Below are 19,049 nucleotides of genomic sequence, written 5' to 3' on the forward strand. Positions count from 1 at the left end.
ATTCGCAGAATAGTCACGGATTCGACTGAAAATCACCTGGAAAGCGCCACGCCCGGGAATTCGTTCCGGCAGAGGCTCAAGCGTTGGTTTCCACTTCTACTTCTACTTCCACCTGGATCTATCGAGATTTCATCGATATTTCAGCGGAGGTCGCGAGGTGGCGCGACAGGGATTCAGCGGCGGCCGAAGCCCGGCAGCTGGCGGGTCGCGGCCACCACCTCGTCGCAATCGATACAGCGCATGAGCCCGTCGACCAGCTCCATGCTACCGAGGCTGCCGCACTCCGGGCAGCGGTTGGCGAGCTGGTGCTTGCTCTCCTCGCAGAGCCGGCTCTGCTCCGCCTCGGCCTCCGCCTCGACACGGAAGATCTCGGCCGGCGTGCGCGCCTCTCGCTTTCGGTCGTCCATGGCGCGCAACGTATCATGTGCTCGGCGCGCGCTGCGAGCGCAGCGCGCCGCCCTCGCAGCGCGCACGGCCGCGCGGGCTCTCGGCCCCTCGATCGCTCACCGTGCGGACTCGATCATGCTCCGGAACGCCGACCGCGCCGACTGCACGGTCTCGTCGGGGCCGACGATCCTGAAGAACCAGTTTCCGCGATCCGGCGCCCTCACCGCCGCGCCGATGAGCCGGTAGTGGTCCTTCACCATCTCGACGGGCGATCGTTTGCGGGCGCCGGACTGCGGCCCGAGCGCGATCTTGTAGGTGCCGGCCACCTCGACCAGCTCGACAGGCATGCCGCGCACCTCGAACGACGCGCGTTCGGCCTTCGCCCCGACGTCGCCGTCGAACTGCGCGAACCACTCGTCGAAGCGCGCGTCGACGTCTCCTTTGCTCCCCAGACCGAACGAGAGGACCTGCACCTCGGCGTCCTCCTTGTCGTTCGCCGCCCTCGGCACCTTGTAGAGGGCCTTGCGCGAGCCGTCGCGCGGCACGTCGAGCGCGGCCCAGCTCCCCGGAACGTCCCACGCGAGCCGCGCGGCGGCGGGCGCGCTGGAGACGGCCGGCGGCGGCTCCGGCTCCGCCGGGGTCCTCGAGCAGGCCGAGACCGCGAGCGCCATCATCGCCGCTCGAGCGAACGACACCCGGCGTCGGAGCATGGAGGCGGTTCTACCACCGTGCCCTCCGTCGAGGCGCAGGATTTCGATATCCCGCGCGGCGGGGAACCGCGATCCTCTCCTCGGGCGACGAGCCGCCCGAACGGGGGACGTTGCGCTCGCTGGAGGACCCGGCGCGATCCGAGCCCAGGCTCAGGTGTAAGCCCTCGGCCTTGCTCGCACGTAGAAGAGACGCCCGGCCAGGGAGAGGGAGAGGAGACGGCGCGCATGGATCAGATCGGCGAGTACCTCGTTCGACGCCTCGTCGGCGAGGGCGGGATGGGCAAGGTCTACGAGGGCGAGGAGCGCCTGTCGCGCCGGCGCGTCGCGCTGAAGGTGCTCCGCCCCGAGCTCGCCCGGAGCGAGCAGGGGCGCCGGCTCTTCCTGAACGAGATGCAGATCCTCGCCCACCTCGAGCACCCGAACATCGTCCGGAGCCTCGCCAGCATCGAGGCCTCCGGCGAGCTCGTGATGGTGCTCGAGTACCTGGACGGCCAGACGCTGCGGTCCGTCCTTGGCGCCGCCGGCCGCCTCCCCTGGCCGGAAGCGGTGCGGATCACGGCCAGCGTGGCGAGCGCCCTCGCGGCGGCCCACGGGCAGCAGCCGCCCGTGATCCACCGCGATCTCAAGCCCGAGAACATCATGGTGCAGCGGGACGGCGGCGTGAAGGTGATGGACTTCGGCATCGCCAAGGTCGTGGAGGCGATGAACCAGACCAACACGCAGAGCGTCGGCACCCTCCAGTACATGAGCCCGGAGCAGATCGACGCGCGATCCATCGATCACCGCTCGGATCTCTACTGCCTTGGGCTCATCCTGTACGAGGCGCTCTCCGGCAGCCCGCCGTTCCAGTCGGCCTCGCCGCGGGAGCTGCTCAACCTGCAGTGCACGGCAGAGCCGCCGCCGCTCAGCGACGAGGTGCGGAGCGGGCTGCCCCGCGGCGTCGAGCAGCTGCTCTTCCAGCTGCTCGAGAAGGCGCCCGAGGATCGGCCGTACCTCGCTCAGGACATCGTGGATCGGCTGGAGCCGTTCCAGACCGCGGTGAGCGCGCCGCTCCGCGCCGGAGATCGCGTCCGCACGAGCGCGCCGCACCACGCCGGCGACCATGACCGCGAGATCGCCCCGCACCGCACTGGCGACCGCGACCGCGCGAGCTCGACGCATCGCGCTGGCGACCGCGACCGCGCGAGCTCGACGCATCGCGCTGGCGACCGCGACCGCGCGAGCTCGCCGCACCGCGCCGAGGACCACGACCGCGCGAGCTCGCCGATCGCCGCGCGCGTCACCGGCGGAGCGGACGCGCCTCGCGCCGATACGATCGCGCTCGTCGAGCAGATCGACAGGCCGCGCGACGTCCCGATCAGGCTCGCGATCGCGATCATCGTGACGCTGTCGGCGCTAGCGGGCCTCGGGACCTGCGCGCTGCGCTCGACGAACGGCGCGCCGGAGACGCCCGCCAGCACCGCGACGCCGACCTCCCCGGAGGGGGCGCGGTGAGGCGAGCATCGCCGGAGCAAGCGGGCTACACGGAAGGCGCGCCCCTCCCGGCCGTGGGCTGCGCCGCGCGATGGCGCTGCGGCGCAGGCGCAGTCGAAGAGCTGTGGCGGCTCGGCGGGGCGGACCAGGACGCTCCCGCTCCGGCAGGGCCCGAGCCCCAGGCCGTCGCGGCGCGCCTCCTGTCGCTCGGGAGCGCCGGCGTCGGGGGCTTCATCGACGGCGGCGTCGCCTCGCCGGCCGAGGGCGAGCGCGCCGCCGCGGCGAGCTCGGACGGCGCGCACATCTGGCTCGTGCGGCGGCTCGCGGGCGCGCCCCTCTCGGATTGGATGCGCGCGCGGCGCGGGCCCGTTCCCTTCCAGGAGGTGCTCGGGCTCGCCATCCAGGTCGCCCGCGCGCTCGCGGCGTGCGAGCGGGCCAGCCTGTTCCCCGGTCCGCTCTCGCCCGACGCGGTCCTCGTAGACGACAGAGGCCGCGTCACGCTGCCCGCGAGCGCGCTCGTCGCCGCCCTCGTCGGCGGGTCGCCGAGCCGCGGCGCCGCCACGGCGTCCCGCGGCGAGGGCGCGCGGGTGTCCTCGGAGATCCCGCCGCTCTGGACGCCGCCCGCGCAGGCCGACGGCGCGATCTGGGACAACGCCGCGAACCGGTACGCGCTCGGGCTCGTGCTCTACCGCCTGCTCGCGGGAGAGCACCCGTTCGCTGGCGCTGGCCTGCGGCACGCGCTCGGCGAGGCCGCTCGCGCGGAGCCGCCGCCGTTCATCGAGGGCGTCGCGACCTCGCTCCCCGCGGGCCTGCAGGGCTACGTGCTGCGGCTGCTCCATCCGGACCCGTCGGAGCGGCCGCCGCGCGCCGAGGAGATCGCCGATGCGCTGAGCGGGTTCCTCGACGAGCGCGCGCCGGCGCTTCCCGTGCACGCCGGCCGGACCTCCCGCCGCGCTGGCGCGGCCACCTCGGCGAGGACCGGCCCCGCGCCGCGCGAGCGCGCGCGCCCGGGCGACGCGGGCGACGCGGGCGACGCGGGCGACCACCGCCCGCCGCGCGGCTCAGCCGGCGCAGCGGCTCGGCTGTGGCGGATCGCGCCCCTCGGCGCCGGCGCGCTGATCGCGTCGGCCGCGCTCGCGCTCTCGCAGGGCGAGCCCGGTCCAGCGGCGCACCGCGCGGTCGCCGTCGCGCCGGTCGTGCCGCTCGCGCAGGCGCGGACGGCGGCGGAGGACTGCGCGGCGTGCCACGGCCGCCAGGCCGCGGAATGGCGCCGCTCGGTGATGGCGCACTCGGTGAAGAGCCCGCTCTTCAACGCCCTGGAGAGCCTCATCGAGGAGCAGGTCGGCCGCACCGTCGACTGCCCGAACGGCGCGGGCATCCTGCGCAAGGCCGATCCCGCGCGCGCCTGCCGCGACGGGCGGAGCGGCGTCGCGGTGACCGGCTCGGGCGGCGAGCACTGGTGCGTGAACTGCCACAGCCCGGCGGAGAACCTCGACGCCGCGATGCCCGCGTGGGACGGCCGCGCCGGCGGCGATCCCCGCGCGCGCCTCCCCGTGCGTGACCTGCTCACCCGGCGTGGCCTGGAGGGGATCTCTTGCAGCTTCTGCCATCAGGTGCACGGCCCGGTCGGCCCGCGCGGGCGCGCCGGGTACCAGGGCAACCCGACGTGGACGTCCTTCGTGACGGGCGCCGTCTTCGCTGCGCGCCCCGAGGACGGCCGCGGCCTGTTCGGGATCGCCAACAGCGGCTACGACCTCCGCCCCGAGGAGCTGCTGCTCCCCTCGGGTCAGGGCCCGGCCCCGCGCGCCGGGCTCCAGCCGACGAGATCGGCGGGCGCGATCGAGCCCGTGGTGCACGGTCGACCGTCGGCGAGCGCGAGGGCGTACCTGCGCTCCAGCGAGTTCTGCGGGGCGTGCCACGACGTGCGCCTCTTCGGCAGCGACAGCCTCGCCGCGGCGCGGGGCGAGCACTTCAAGCGGCTGCGCAACGCCTACACCGAGTGGTCGGACTGGGCGAGGTCCGAGGAGCGCGCGGGCCGCCCGGCAGCGACCTGCCAGGACTGCCACATGAGCACCTACCCGGGCGTCTGCGAGGCGGCCCCGGCGGCGGGCGCCGCGCAGGCGTCGCCGGGAGATCCCGAGTGCCCGCCCAGCACGCGCTTCGCCCCGCGAAGGCCTGGCGCGCGCCCGCGAGGCCGGATCGCGGATCACTCGACCGCTCCGGCGGACGTCGCGACCCATTACTTCTCCGGCGTGGATGTGCCGCTGTCGGACGAGTTCCCCGACGCGCTGATCGATGAGCCGTCGCTCGACGTGCACGGCATTCCGGCGGGCGCGCGCCGCCGCCGCGACCTCTTGCTCCGCCACACGTTCCGCTTCGAGCTCGGCGCCCCGCGCCGCGCCGGCGCGGCCGGGGATCGCGTCGAGATCCCGGTCGAGATCGAGAACACCGGCGCCGGGCACAAGGTGCCGGCCGGCTTCAGCCAGGAGCGCGAGTTCTGGGTTCACCTCGTGGTGAGGGATCGAGAGGGGCGCGTGGTCTACGAGGTCGGCCGGATCGACCGCGCCGACGAGGATCTGAAAGACAAGGTGTTCGCCCGGGTGACCACCGATCCAGACGCGAACAGCCCCTTCGCGCCGGCGGGCGCTCCAGGCGGGTTGTTCGGCGCGGACGTGCGCGACGGGTCTGATGTCCCCCTCTGGACCCCACCCCCACGGCTCGGCGGCACCTCGTTCCGGGGGCGGGGGCTCATCAACTTTCAGAACGGTTTTTTGCGCTGTGTCCGATGCATCGGCGTCGTGGCCGCAGACGGCACCTGCCAGGCCGGGCCCGGCCAGGGGCTGCACCACGCCGATCGGTTCGCGGACGGCGATTACGACCTGGACACGGGGGCTTGCGGCTCGAACCTGTCGGGGCAGAACGCCTTTCTCGAGACGTATTTTCCGGTCGGCGCGCTGGACGCGAGCCGAGGCGTCGTGAAAGGGCCGGACGCGATCATCGATACGCGCTCCGTGCCGCCCGGCGTGCCGATCCGGTACACCTACGATCTCCGCACCGGCCAGCGGCGCGGCCCGCTCCGGGCCGAGGCGAGGCTGCTCTTCCGGGCGTTTCCCCCGTTCCTGATCCGCGCCTTCGCCGCGTACGAGCGGGAGCAGGCGCGGCGCGGCCTGCGGCCGACCGGCCCGCTGGTCACCGACGCGATGCTCGAACGCCTCGAGATCGTCGAACTCGCGCGGGCCGAGGTCGAGATCCCCTGAGCCGAGGTCGCCGCGATGGAGCAACGGACGCAACAGACGCAACGGACGCAAACGATGCGACGGACGAGGCCGACACCTCGACGCGCCGGCCGACAAAAAGGGGCAAGCCCCTACCCCGGCCTGCGGGGTAAGGGCTTCGCTGGTCAGGCGCTGACGAGCTCAGCGCGCCGTGGTCATGAAAAGCGTCGCCGTCGATCAGGGAGGGGGCGGGGGCGGATCGGTCGAGATCGGATCCGGCAGCTTGGACAGCCTACCGATCCGGTAGGGGCGCGTGGAGGGGGAGTAGTAGCTCGTCGTCGACGACGTGACGCTCCACGTGTAGCCGAGCAGGACGTCCGTGAGCGAGTCGGTGTACACACGCACGTAGCCCGTCCCGGCGCCCGGCGCCATGTAGCCGCCGGTGCACTGCCCGCTCCACCGGCTGTCCCTGTACTTGCCCTCGGCGCACCCGTGCGACGAGCTGGTCGAGTCCGCGATCGGCACGGCGTACTGCCTCGTCCTCGAGTAGCGGGGGTTGATCTGCGGGAGGATCTCCTCCGCCGCGCCGGTGATGATCATCGTGTGGCCGGCGTAGGTGATGCCCGTTTCGCCGCGCACCTCGCCGATGGTGAAGACATCACCCTTCTGGATGTCGACCGCCCGTTCGACACGGCGGAAGTACGTCTCGAACCCGGCAGAGGTCGCGCCGACCTTCGGGCTCGCGGTGACGAGATCGAAATAGTAATCGGACGTCGGGCTGTTCTTGCCCCACATCGCATAGATGTCCTGCGGGGTGTACCCCATCGCCTTCTGCAGCGACAACGTGAAGAAGCACGCGGCCTTGGTCGAGCCGGTCCACGCCTTCGACTGGTCAGGGTCGTCCCAGTTCACGAAGCAATCGGGGTCATTGCCCCACTCGTTGACGACAGCGTTGTCGATGAACTCGACCGCCCAGTCCTCGGGGCCCTTCGCGCTCGCGGAAGCCGAAGCGAGCGAGATGAAAGACGCGGCAGCCAGGGAAGCAACAGCCAAACTCGTCGTGCGCCTACTCATACTTCTACCTCGTTGATTTTGAATGACATTGCATGTGCACACAAGAACAGATGCTAGTCATTTCATGCCGAACCCTCAAACGAACCCTGGCGCCGAAGATGCCGAGTCTAGCAGGATGGATATTCACTGTAATCGGCTTGGGTGTCAAGGCATTTTCGGGACGCTCATCCTTTTTCTGCACCTTCTCGAACGTGAAGTAAGACCATGTCGTCCCTTAAGACAGCGGATGCGCGACGGTGTGGAGCGACGGTATCCGACGCCATGACACGCCGGCCTCGTCTGCTCCTCCGCGTCGGCACCCGCGCCCGCGTTCTTCGCGCGGGTTGTGTTCCTTGCGCGCCTTGCGCGCCTTGCGCCGCTTGCACACCTTGCGCCGCTTGCTGGGTTCCCGTCGACCTCGCTCCGCGGGGCGGCTCGGGCCGTGATCGCACGGCGAGGGCGGGTCGGGAGGAGCGGCGGCCTGCGTGCTTCGACCAGGAGACCTGCTGATGCCCTCATCGGACCACACCCACGGCGGCGCGCGCGACGCCGGGTCTGACCGCCCCCAGCCGTGGCCGCCGGCGGTGTTCGACGCCCCCTTGCTGCGAGGGCTCGACGAGCGCGCCCGGCGCGAGATCTCCGGGGCGGGGCGGCTCCGCTCCCTGTCGCCGGACGAGGTCGCCTATCGCGCGGGCGACGCCGGCGACGCCTTCTTCGTGGTCGCGTCCGGGCGCGTCGCCCTGCGCGCGACACGCCGCGGAGACGATCACGATACCGAGGTGCGCACCGCCGCCGCGGGCGACGTCGTCGGCGAGGAGGCGGTCGTGGGGATGTCGCGCAGGACCACCGCAGTCGCGCTCGCCACCAGCGTGCTCGCCGAGATCCCGGTCCACCTGTTCCGCCGCGCCGCCGGCCGCTCCGGCAAGGCCGAGATCGCCGAGAGGCTCGAGCGCGCGCTGCGGAGGAGCGCGACACGCGACCTCCTCAGCACCCTCGCCTTCACGCGTGACCTGGACTCGGAGGACGTCGAAATTCTACTTGACGCAGTGAGTCATCGGCGCTTCGAGCGGGGTCAGGCCATCTATCGCACAGGCGATCCGGCCGCCGAGCTGTGGCTCATCGCCGAGGGGATGGTGCAAATTCAGACCGAGGACGGAGATCGGATTCATGTGCGCGCGTACCTCACCCGAGGTGATTTCTTTGGTGACGTCGAGCTCGACGAGAACCGCTGCCGGGCGGCGAGCGCCGTGGCCAGCGGCGCCACGGCGCTCCTGTCCGTACCGTCGAAGACGTTCGCCGCGCTCGCGCGGAAGCACCCTGATCTGATCCCTCGCCTCCGGCGCATCACCGGCGAGCACCACGAAAGGCAGGAGGCGGTCATCGCCGGCCATGCGCGCAATCACACGGCGCACATCTTCAGGGACCTCTATCGCCTTCAGGTCGCGCGGTCGCTCCTGGTCATCGATCTCGAGACGTGCGCCCGCTGCGGACACTGCGCGTGGTCGTGCGCCGACGTGCACGGGGTCTCTCGGCTCGTGCGCCGCGGAGACAAGGTGCGCGCGCGGGTGGACGACGCGGAGCCGGCCGCGCGGAAGGAGGCGCCGCGCAGCCTCCTCCTGCCGAACTCCTGCCAGCACTGTGAGAGCCCCGCGTGCATGATCGAGTGCCCCACCGGCGCGATCGGCAAGGACACCGGGGGAGAGGTGTTCATCCGGGACGCGCTCTGCACCGGCTGCGGCGCCTGCGCAAAGGCGTGCCCGTGGGAGAACATCGCGATGGCGGCGCGCCCCGCGGCCGCGCCGCGCCCGGGAGGCGCAGACTTCGCGGACATCGCCGTGAAGTGCGATCTCTGCCGCGACTACGACGGCCCCGCGTGCGTGAAGGCCTGTCCCACGGGCTCGATCTTCCGCGTCAACCCGGCGGAGGAGATCGCCGACGTGCGCGATCTGCTCGGCGGGGCGCGGCGCGAGCAGGAGCGCTCCGCCGCGCCACGGAGCGGCGCGGCGGTCGTCGCAGGCAGCGCGCTCGCGGCGGCCGGGCTCGGCGCGGCGGGGCTGTCGGCGCACGCGCGCGGCGGCGCGCGCCCGGGCGAGGGCGCCGCCTTCTCGGCGGGCGTCGCCGCCGCGGTGGGCATGGCGCTGCTCCTGCTCTACGCGGTCCCCAAGCGCGCCGGGCGATGGGCGTGGATGCGGCCCAGGCGGCACGGCGGCGCGGCCGAGGAGGGCGGCGATGCCGCGCCGGTGAAGAGCCGGCTCCGCCCGCAGCTGACCGGGCACCTCGCGATCGGCCTCGTCACGGCCGGCCTCGCGCTCGCGCACGCGCCGTGGCCCCGGTCCGGCCGCCCGACTCTGGGCGCGGCGCTGCACCTCGTGTTCTGGGCCACCGCGGCGGCCGGCGCCTTCACGGCGATCGCGTACCGGCTCGCGCCGCGGCGCCTCGCCCGGATCGAGCGCACCGCCGCGCTCCCCGAGGATTTCAGCGCCGCCCGGCGCGAGCTGCTCGACCGCTTCTACCGCGAGGTGAGCGGGCGCAGCGACCTGGTCAAGAAGATCGTCGAGAAGATCCTCGTGCCTTACCTGCAGAGCGCGCTCGGCCCGCTCGCGCTGCTCGCCTCGGGGCGCGGCCTGCGCGAGGAGGAGCGCGCGCTGCGCGCCCGCATCGACGCGGTCCTCGAAGGGCGCGGCGCGGAGCGGCTCGCCGGCCTGGCGGAGCTCATCCGCCTCGCCGTGGAGCTGCGCGCGCTCCCGGCCCAGCGCGCGCTCCTCGCCGCGCTCCGCGGAGGGCTGCCGGCGCACATCATCACCTTCGGCGTCGCCGCGGCGCTGCTCGTGCTCCACGCGATCACGGCGCTGAGCGTGCCTCGATGAGCGCGCACCGGACCGGGAGGTCGCGCACGCCGCCCCACACCGCCGCCGCGGCGTGCGACGGAGCGCCGAGATACCCCGGACTCGCTATGAAATGGTTGCGAGGCATGGCATTTCTTTGTGCGCCGCGCGCGCCTTCGCCGGTGCGGCGACGCGGGCGGCGACGCGCGCGGGTGTGCGCCGCGACCGCTTTTCGCGCATCACGCAACGCGCAGGCGAGAGGCCTGGACTTTGCCTTCTGCGCCCAGGTACAATTTTCCCGACAGCACCCTAGTGGAAGGTAGAGAAGCCGATGGCTGGTCCTTCGACCAAGTGGATGGGAGCGCTCTCCCGATCAGGCTCCGCCAGCGCGTGGGCGCCGAGAGCGCTGCTGCTCGTGACGCTGCTTACCGCGTCGGCCCTCATCGCCGGATCGTGCCATGGAGGCAACAACGCCGGTGAGCCGCCGCAAGGGGGGACGGACTGGCCCGACGGTGGGCCGGGAACGGGCGACCCGTGCGTCGACGGCGAAGAGATCGAGTGTCACGTCACCGTCGGCGAGCACGAAGGCGTGCTGACGTGCCTCGACGGGATCCGGCGCTGCGAGAACGGGCGTTACGGCAGCTGCGACGGGACGATGACGATGCGGAGATCGCCGTCCGGCTCGGCGCCGCAAGGGGGCGGTGAGAGCGGGTATCCCCACCCGCTCGCCAACTCCGACGCCTCCGACGGCGGCCTGTGCGCGACCAACCCGTGCGACCCGACGTGCCAGTCGTTCGAGGAGACGCCGGACGGGGGACCCATCAGCCTCGGGGGGACCGGCCCGACGTACACGTGGTCGGTCGGCGACATCAACGAGCTGCCCGATAACGTGGCGCGGCAGGGCACGCGCCAGCCGTGCACGACCAGCGAAGACTGCCAGTTCGACCAGTACTGCGACGACCCCGCGCGGGGCGCGTGCGTTCACGATCCGTGCGGGACCGGCGTGTCGCTGCTGGAGAATTGCAGCGGGTGCGCCAAGAAGGTCTGCGCCGCGAACCCGAACTGCTGCACCTATACGACCATACCGGCCGACTGCGGACACGACGCCTGCGTGGACACCCCCGGCGTCGCGAGCAACATGACCACGACCTGCGGCGACGCGTGCGTCCAGACCATCTGCGCGAACCATCCGCGCTGCTGCGATATCACGTGCCCACCATTGGATTGCGCTACCGTCATCGGGGCGGGTAGCTCCTGCGTCTACCCAGGCCGCTGCACCACACCCAGCACCGGCGCCTGTCCCCCGGGAACCACGCTGCTCGGCACCGGCCGCTGCACCGGGACGTGGAACTCGACCTGCGCGGGCTATGTCGCCACGGAGTGCGGTGGCAAGACGTGCAGCGCGACCGTGCCGAAATGGGACGCGAGCTGCGTTGCCCTGGCCGGGTCGCTGTGCGGCTCCACCTGCGACACCGATCCCGGCTGCGCGCACGACAAGTGTTACACCGGCGAACGGCTCGTTGCGTCGTGCAATCCGTGCGTGCAGAGCATCTGCGCGACGGTGCAGGGCGCGAGTTGCTGCTCGCCGACGGGCGAGTGGACACAGAGCTGCGTCGACCTCGTGGAGAGCGTCTGCGGCGAGACCTGCCCTCAAAAAGGCCTCTGCAAGTCGTACATGCCGAACGAGACGGACCCCACGTGCGCCCTCCCGGACCTCACGATCGGCGTGCCCTGCGGCGGGACGGTCCCGGTCTGCAACCGCGGCACCACGGCGGCCCCCGCAGGCATCAACATCCACCGTTATCCTGCGGGCGCAAACCAGATTCCGTCCTCCGCCCCGAACCGGGTCCTGAACGCGTGCAGCCCGAGCGGCGGCACCCTCGCCTGCACGACGACGCAGCCGATCGCCCCTGGCGAGTGCATCAGCGTGGCCGGCTGCACCGGCCTCACCGCGGGGATGGAGCTCGTCGTCAATCCCCCTGGCGCTGGGCATATCGCCGAGTGCCGGTGCGGCAACAACGGGAGCATCTATCAATCGGCCATGTGCGAGTCCCCCGCTTGCATTGCCACGGCCAGCGTGTCGCTGGTCAGGCCGGTCACCCTGTTCGTGGCGCTCGATCGCTCCAACTCGATGCGGCAAACGCTGTCGGGGACGGACGTCAGCGCGCTGCGGTGGGACCCGGCGAGGAACGCGCTCAGGGCCTTCTTCCAGGATCCGGCGTCGGCCGGGCTCGGCGTCGCATTCCGGTTCTGGCCGCACAACAATCCGGGCAACTGCGACACCTCCTCCTGCGGCGTCGCCCTCGGAGACGGCTGCAGGAATGCGCTCATCCCGTTCGACGGCACAGCGGCCCGGCGGCTGACCGAGGACCCCGCGCCGTGGGATCAGCAAGAGAACGCGCTCGTCAACGCGCTCTTCCCCGGCCCCAGCACCAGCGGCGATACGCCCATGTACCCGGCGCTGCAAGGCGCCACGACCTGGGCGATCAACTACAAGAACGCCCATCCCGAGGAGGAGGTCGCGGTCGTGCTCGTGACCGACGGCATCCCGTCGGACTGCGACACCGTCCCCAACCACATCGCGGCCCTGGCGCGAAACGCGTTCGCGAATTACGGCGTCCGCGTGCACGCGGTGGGCTTCGGCAACTCGAACACGGAGATCATCAACGCCATCGCGGATCAAGGCGGTGGACAGGCGTTCAACCTCAACGCCGGCGCGGGCTTGCAGACCACCCTCCTCAATGCGCTCGTCTCGATCCGCGGTGAGGCGCTGCCCTGCGACGTCACCGTCCCCACCGCGGGCGTCTCGGATCCCGCGTCGGTGTCCGTCGTCTACGAGACCGCCGCCGGCGTGGAGACGACGCTCACGCCCCGGGCCGGGATCGGCAGCTGCGGTACGGGCTGGTACTTCGAGTCCGGGAACACGAACGTGAAGCTCTGCCCGCAGACCTGCACCAACATCCGCGCGAACCCGGGCGGGAAGGTCCGGGCCATCGTGCCGTGCACGACGACGAGCGTCACGGCCATCACCACGAACTGGGAGCAGTACCACGGCGTCTGTCCGCCGGGGACCAAGACCCAGTGGGGATACCTCAGGTACAGGACGACGACCCCTGGCGACTCGAGCGTCGAGTTCTTCGTGAGAGCGGCGGATGACCCCGCCGACCTCGCCTCGGCGACCGTCAGGCTCGCCGCGACCGCCCACGCTGCGCCGACCGACACCCGGATCTGCGATGAGACCTCGGCGCCGCCGTGCGCGGTCGATCTCTTCGACGTGCTGCAAGAGTTGCCGGACGCTCGAACGGAGTACCTCGATGTCCGGATGAGGCTCAATCCGACGAGCAGCGGAGGGGGCGGCGTTCAGGTGCAGGACTGGGAGATCACCTATTCATGTCCGGATACAGAATGAGCCGAAGCACCATGGCAGCCGCGCTCTTGTGCGCGGCAGGGGTGGTCGCGGCGTGCGGCGGCGATGACGAGGCCGGGCGGCCGAGGCCCCCGGGGCTCTCGAGCGGGGCCGGCACGGCTGGAGGCGGCGACGGCGGCGGGGGCAGCGGGGGCGCCCCGCCGGGGGACTGCGGGAACGGCGTCGCCGAGCAGGGCGAGGCGTGCGACGGACCCGACCTCGGGGGCACGACCTGCCAGAGCCTCGGCTTCGATGCTGGCGAGGTCCGGTGCAGCCCCGAGTGCATCCCCGACGCCTCGGGCTGCACGGGCGTCGAGGTGTGCCAGGACGGGCGGGACAACGACGGCGACGGCGCCGTCGACTGCGACGATCCGGAGTGCGACGAGGCCTGCGCAGACATGTGCGCCGCGCCTGTGGCGCTCGCGGATCCCGGGGCCGCGACCGGCGACACCAGCGGCCACGCGGCCGTCCAGAGCAGCTGCTCGCTGGAAAGCCCGGGCGTCGCCTACACGTTCACCGCGACGACAACCGGGTTCCTCGACGTGGTGCTGACCCCGCACACGGACGCGCCGCTCGTCGCCGAGCTGCGCAACGCCTGCGACGATCCCGCGACCCGGGTCGAATGCGGCAGGCCCAGCGTCGGCGCGGGCATCGACAACCGGCTGACCGTGCCCGTCCGCGAGGGCGAGGCATTCTATGTGGTCGTCACCGGAGCGAACGCGGACCAGGCAGGGGCGTTCGAGCTCGGCGTGCGAAGCCGACAGACCGCCTGCGGGGACAGCATCCAGGATCCGACCGAGGAGTGCGACAACGCCCTCGGCCAACCGGACGACGGCTGCAACGATAGCTGCCAGCTCGAGGCGACCGAGGTGGAGCCCAACGACAACATCGCCACCGCCAACACCTACACCGTTCCGTTCTTCGCCGCGATTCATGCCCCGACCGATGACGATGTGGACGTCGATGTCGTGCGCGTCACCGTGCCGAGAGGGCCGACGGACCTGATCGCGGAGACCGCGGCCGTCACGAGCTCCGACTGCCTGACCGGCCGGATCGACAGCGTCATCGAGATCCTCGATGAGAACGGCGGGCTGATCGTGCGGCGCGACCGCGGGGACAACGGCCTTTGCGCCCGCGCCGTCGCGCCGTCGCTCGCCGCGGGCGATTACTATGTTCGCGTCTCATCCGTGCTCGGCTCCGGGGCGGCGACGTTCCCGTACCGCCTCGACGTGACGCTCGTCCACGAGGTGTGCGGGGATGGCACGATCAGCGCCGGGGAGCAGTGCGATGACGGCAACACGGACGCTCTCGACGGGTGCAGCGCCGGCTGCCGCTTCGAGCTCGACGAGACGGAGCCCAACGGCACCCCCGCGCAGGCCGACGCGTACGCCGACTCGTGGCTCGCGGAGATCTCGCCGGCAGGCGACGTCGACGTGATCGCCGTGAGCGTGCCGGGGCCTCGCTCGACGCTGTACGTGAACGTCGGCGATAACAATACCGAGGCTTGCCTGAGGGGGCAGATCGACAGCTACATCGAGGTTCTCGGCAATGACAGGACCACCGTGCTCGCGTCCGACGACGATTCGGGGGTCGGCTATTGCTCCTACGCCTCGCTCACCGACCTCGCCGCGGGCACTTACTATGTGAGGCTCCGCGCCGCGCCGCTCGTCCCCGATGCGACCTTCTTCTATCGATTGAATGTCACGCTCCTCTAGCCCGACCGGCGGAGGCCGCCGGTCGGCGGCGCCGCCATCCGGCGGCGCGGACGACGCGGCGCGCCCTCACGATCCCACGAGGACGCTCTACCGCGCCGATCTCTCCGATCCGCGCCAGCGCGCCGCCCAGCCACGGGAGGTCGTGCGGGGGCGCGCCGCGCGCCGCGCCGAGGCGACCTCCGACGTCACCCGCTTCCGGGGCGTGCTGCCGGCCACGCTCGCGGGCGCCGTCGCGACCGGCGCGGCGGCGCTGCTCTTCCCGCCGCCGGGGGGGCACGCGGCTCCGGGGCCGCTCTCGCTGCCCCACGCGCGCGCGCAGCTCGCGTGCGCGTCCTGCCACGCCGAGCAGGCGCCCTCCGCGCCGCAGGAGGCCGCCGCGGCGCGGGAAGCCGCGGCCTCGCGCGGAGCCGCTGCAGGCGCCCGCGTCGATCAGGCCTGCGTGGGGTGCCACGGCGCCCACGGGTCCACCCGCAGGAGCCACGGGCAGCTGCTCGCGAGCGGCGCGCTGGGCTGCGCCACCTGCCACCCCATCCACCGCGGCGATCAGGGCGTCGTGTTCGATCCAGCGAGGCCGCCGGTGCGCTTCGCGCCGGGCGCCGAGGTCGAGCTCCCGAGGTCGGCCTTCCGCCCGGGCCAGCCGGCCACCGTCGCGATCGTCACGGCCGGGAGCTGCGCGCCGTGCCACGACCTCGCCGCGCCGCGGGATCCCATCGCGCGCTGCCTCGTCGCGGCGCAGGCGCCGCTCGGCGACGCGCGTCCGATCACCTGCTTCGACGAGCACCGCCCTGCCCTCCCCGAGGACGCCGCGACCGGTCGCGCAGGCGGCGACACCAGCCCCGGCGGCCGCAACGCCGGTCGCGCAGGCGGCGACACCAGCCCCGGCGGCCGCAACGCCGGTCGCGCAGGCGGCGACACCAGCCCCGCCGGCGTCTGCAGCGGCCAGCACACAGAGGACCGCGCCCTCGCCTGGGACGCGGCGCGCGACGCCGCCACGGCCTTGCCCGTCGTGAAGGCCGGCGCCACGCCCGGCGCGCCCGCCCTGCTCTGGATGGGCGCAGGCCTCGCCGCCGCCGCCCTCGCGTTCACGGGCGCCCGCGGCGGCCACGCGCTGCGCGCTCGCCGCGCGCGGCGAGCGGCGCGCGACGCCGGGGGCGAGGACGCGATGCTCCGCCCCGCGGCGCGCGTGCGCCTGCCCCGGATCGACACGACCACCTGCCTCGGCTGCTACGCGTGCGTCGACGCGTGCCCGTACGACGTGCTCGCCGTCGAGAAGTACGTCGCGGTCGTGGCCCGCCCCGAGGCGTGCTGCGGCCTCACCCTGTGCGAGCAGCGCTGCCCGAACGGCTCGCTCACCATCGAGGGCGGCGCGCCGATCGCCGATCGCCCGCGCCTCGGCGACGACCTCGGCAGCCTCGACGTGCCAGGCCTGCACCTCGCCGGCGACGTCACCGGGCTCCCGCTCATCAAGAACGCCATCCACCAGGGCGCGCACGCCGCGACGCGCATCGCGGAGGACCTGCGGCAGGCCGGCCCGCGCGGCGCGAGCGGTCAGGAGCTCGATCTGATCATCGTGGGCGCAGGGCCCGCCGGGATCAGCGCCGCGCTCCGCGCCAAGGAGCTCGGCCTCTCGTTCGAGGTGATCGAGCAGGGCAGCGTGGCGCAGAGCATCCAGAGCTTCCCGCGCGGCAAGCTGGTCTTCGATCAGCCGCTCGACCTGCCGATGACCGGGAAGCTGTGGCTGAAGGAGTCGACCAAGGAGGAGCTGCTCTCCCACTGGCTCCGCATCGTGCGCAAGGAGCGGCTCCCAATCCTGCAGGACACCCGCATGGTGTCGGTCGCCCGCGCGGCCGGCGCCGGCGCGCCCGCCGTCGACGCGACGGCCGGCAGAGGCGCACCCGCCGAAGCGACGGCCGGCAGAGGCGCACCCGCCGAAGCGACGGCCGGCAGAGGCGCGCCCGCCGAAGCGAAGGCCACGGCCGGCTTCGTCGTCGTCACCGAGCCGCGCGAGGGCGGACCGCGCACCGAGCGCCACGCGCGGCGCGTGCTGCTCGCCATCGGCCAGCGCGGCTCGCCACGCCGGCTTCCGTTCGAGCTCTCCGCCGAGGTGGAAGGTCGGGTGTACTACCACCTCGCCGACGCCCGGAGCCTCGCCGGCAGCCGCGTGCTGCTCGTCGGCCTCGGCGATGTCGCCATGGAAGCCGCGATCGCGCTGTCGCGCCAGCCGGCCACCGACGTCACCGTCATCTACCGTGGCGCCGGGTTCCGCCGCGGGAAGACGCGAAACATCGAGGAGTTGCGACGGCTTGCAGCGGCGTCCCGCCTCTCGCTCCTGTTCGAGACCGACGTCTCCGCCCTCGCCCTAGATCCGGGCGGCGCGCTCGTGGCGACCCTCGCTTCGCCCTCGGGGGCCCGGGCGCATCCCTGCGACGCCGTGCTGGTCCTGATCGGGAGCATCCCGCCATGGAGCGCCCTCCGCGCCGCCGGCGTCCGGCCGACCGCGGAGCCGTCAGATCGTTCCGCGCTCGGCGACGTACAAGGGACCACGCCCGCGGTCCCCGCGCCGTGAGTCCGTCGTAAGCTCGAGGGGCCCAGGCCGTTCTCTGGAGGAGCCATGAAGCCGACCCACGTCGCCCTGTTCTCCGCCCTCGGCATGATGTTCACGAGCCTCTCCGTCTACTCCCTGGCGCCGTCCGGGGGCGGGAGCTCCGTCACGGCGGTCCGCGAGGTGATCACCGAGCCGCCCCGCCAGATCCCCGAGGTGACGGGCGGCGCCGTGGCGGCGGTCGATCCAAGCCGCTTCACCACAGGATCGAGGCTGATGCTGGAGGGGCGCGTCGGTCACGCCCGCCTGCCTCGCTCGGCGCAGGAGACGTTCCTGATGTTCGAGATCCGCGGCGACGGGGCGCCCGCGAGGTCGCAGGCGCAGGCGAACCTCTCGCTCGTCATCGATCGCTCCGGATCGATGAAGGGCACCCGCCTCACCAACGCCGTGCAGGCGGCGACGACGGCCGTGAGCCGCCTGAACGACGGCGACGTCGTGTCGGTGGTCACCTTCGACACGAGGACCAGCGTGGTCGTGCCGCCCACCACCGTCGGACCCGACACGCGCGGCCGCATCCTCGCGAGCGTGCGCGGCATCTCGCTCGGCGGCGACACGTGCATCTCGTGCGGCATCGAGGAGGGCCTCTCGCTGCTCGGTCAGACGAGCGGCGGCGTGAGCCGGATGCTCGTCCTCAGCGACGGCGACGCCAACCACGGGGTCCGCGACGTCCCCGGCTTCCGCGCGATGGCGCAGCGGGCGCGCGATCGCGGCGTCGCCATCACGACCATCGGGGTCGACGTCGATTACAACGAGAAGATCCTGTCGGCGATCGCGCTCGACTCGAACGGCCGGCACTACTTCGTCGAGAACGACGCCGCGCTCGCGCGCATCTTCGAGGCGGAGGCCGAGCAGCTCACGGCGTCCGTCGCGAGCGGCGCGGAGCTCGCGATCGACCTCGCGCCCGGCGTGGAGCTCGACCGGGTCTTCGATCGCTCGTTCCGGCGGGCCGGCGATCAGGTCATCGTGCCGCTCGGCGCGTTCGCGGCGGGGGAGGTGAAGACGGTCCTGCTCAAGGTGCGCCTCGGCGGCCTCGGCGGCGACGCGCGCGGCGACTCCCCCGTCGCCGACGTGGGCCTCACCTACCGGGACCTCGTCGCCAGGACCGACGCCCGGTGCGTGGGCAGGCTCGGCGTCGCGATCGCGGACCGCGACGCCGACGCGAGCGAGCTCGACGCGCTCGTCGCGGGTCGCGTGCAGCGCAGCGAGACGGCGGCGGCGCTGAAGCAGGCCAACTTCCTGTTCGAGCAGGGGCGGCTCGACGAGGCGCGCAGCAAGCTCGGCGCGCAGCAGGAGTCGCTCAAGAAGGCGGCCGACAAGGCGAAGGCCAGCGCCCCGGCGAACCGCGCGAAGGACGTGGCGTCCGATTTCGAGGGCCAGCTCGCCGCGCTGGAGCGGGCGGGCACGGACTTCGCCACGCCGCCGACGTTCGCCACGCCGCCGCCGGCCGCCGCCGCGGAGCCGGGCGGCTTCGCGCAGGCCCCGGCGGCAGCGGCGCCGCGACCCGCCCCGGCGCAGTCCCGCCAGGGCAAGAGCGCCGTCCGCCGCAACGAGGCGGAGGCCTTCGATCTGGCGCGCTGACGCGCGGCGCTCGGCGAGGACGGCGCGGATGGCGCGCTCCGGCCCCTGCCCCGCGGCGACGCGGGGCGTTGACACGCGTCGGGCT

General features: G+C 72.8%; 10 protein-coding genes. 7 read left to right on the forward strand and 3 right to left on the reverse strand.

The window, feature by feature from the left end:
- Positions 1-173: 173 nt before the first annotated feature.
- Both WMF29_RS23535 and WMF29_RS23540 read right to left on the reverse strand, forming a co-directional pair.
- A complete protein-coding gene (locus tag WMF29_RS23535) occupies positions 174-407 on the reverse strand; it encodes a hypothetical protein (RefSeq protein WP_012236968.1) in 234 nt (77 codons plus the stop codon).
- Positions 408-503: 96 nt separating this feature from the next.
- Positions 504-1,097, reverse strand: coding sequence for a hypothetical protein (locus tag WMF29_RS23540; RefSeq protein ID WP_437330982.1), 594 nt, complete (start codon positions 1,095-1,097; stop codon positions 504-506).
- Positions 1,098-1,322: 225 nt separating this feature from the next.
- On the opposite strand from WMF29_RS23540, the gene WMF29_RS23545 reads away from it, so the two are divergent.
- Positions 1,323-2,591, forward strand: coding sequence for a serine/threonine protein kinase (locus WMF29_RS23545; protein ID WP_437330983.1), 1,269 nt, complete (start codon positions 1,323-1,325; stop codon positions 2,589-2,591).
- Positions 2,588-5,827 carry a serine/threonine protein kinase gene (locus WMF29_RS23550; protein ID WP_437330984.1) on the forward strand — a complete coding sequence of 1,080 codons (3,240 nt, stop codon included), beginning with the start codon at positions 2,588-2,590 and terminating at the stop codon, positions 5,825-5,827. The genes WMF29_RS23545 and WMF29_RS23550 overlap by 4 nt, the downstream gene beginning before the upstream one ends.
- Before the next feature lie 195 nt (positions 5,828-6,022).
- Here WMF29_RS23550 and WMF29_RS23555 read toward each other — a convergent pair whose 3' ends face one another.
- Complete coding sequence (locus tag WMF29_RS23555) at positions 6,023-6,838, reverse strand: hypothetical protein (protein WP_437330985.1); 816 nt, start codon at positions 6,836-6,838, stop codon at positions 6,023-6,025.
- A 509-nt stretch (positions 6,839-7,347) separates the two neighbouring features.
- Between WMF29_RS23555 and WMF29_RS23560 the strand changes: the two genes are divergently transcribed.
- The 5 genes from WMF29_RS23560 (at position 7,348) to WMF29_RS23580 (ending at position 18,964) form a co-directional block, all read left to right on the forward strand.
- Positions 7,348-9,705: a cyclic nucleotide-binding domain-containing protein gene (locus WMF29_RS23560; RefSeq protein ID WP_437330986.1), complete on the forward strand. Its 2,358-nt coding sequence runs from the start codon at positions 7,348-7,350 to the stop codon at positions 9,703-9,705.
- A 289-nt stretch (positions 9,706-9,994) separates the two neighbouring features.
- Positions 9,995-13,072, forward strand: a complete 3,078-nt coding sequence (locus tag WMF29_RS23565; protein ID WP_437330987.1) for a vWA domain-containing protein — start codon at positions 9,995-9,997, stop codon at positions 13,070-13,072.
- An 11-nt stretch (positions 13,073-13,083) separates the two neighbouring features.
- Entirely contained in the window at positions 13,084-14,784 is a 1,701-nt protein-coding gene (locus tag WMF29_RS23570) for a DUF4215 domain-containing protein (RefSeq protein ID WP_437330988.1), read from the forward strand.
- The gene (locus WMF29_RS23575) at positions 14,768-17,350 is read left to right on the forward strand and encodes an NAD(P)-binding domain-containing protein (protein WP_437330989.1); all 2,583 of its coding nucleotides are present in this window, start codon (positions 14,768-14,770) and stop codon (positions 17,348-17,350) included. Before WMF29_RS23570 ends, WMF29_RS23575 begins: the two co-directional genes overlap by 17 nt.
- 45 nt (positions 17,351-17,395) lie before the next feature.
- On the forward strand, positions 17,396-18,964 hold the full coding sequence (locus tag WMF29_RS23580; protein ID WP_437330990.1) for a vWA domain-containing protein: 1,569 nt from the start codon (positions 17,396-17,398) through the stop codon (positions 18,962-18,964).
- Positions 18,965-19,049 lie beyond the last annotated feature (85 nt).

The sequence above is a fragment of the Sorangium sp. So ce381 genome (genome assembly GCF_051473845.1).
GTDB classification, from domain to species: Bacteria; Myxococcota_A; Polyangia; order Polyangiales; family Polyangiaceae; genus Sorangium; species Sorangium atrum.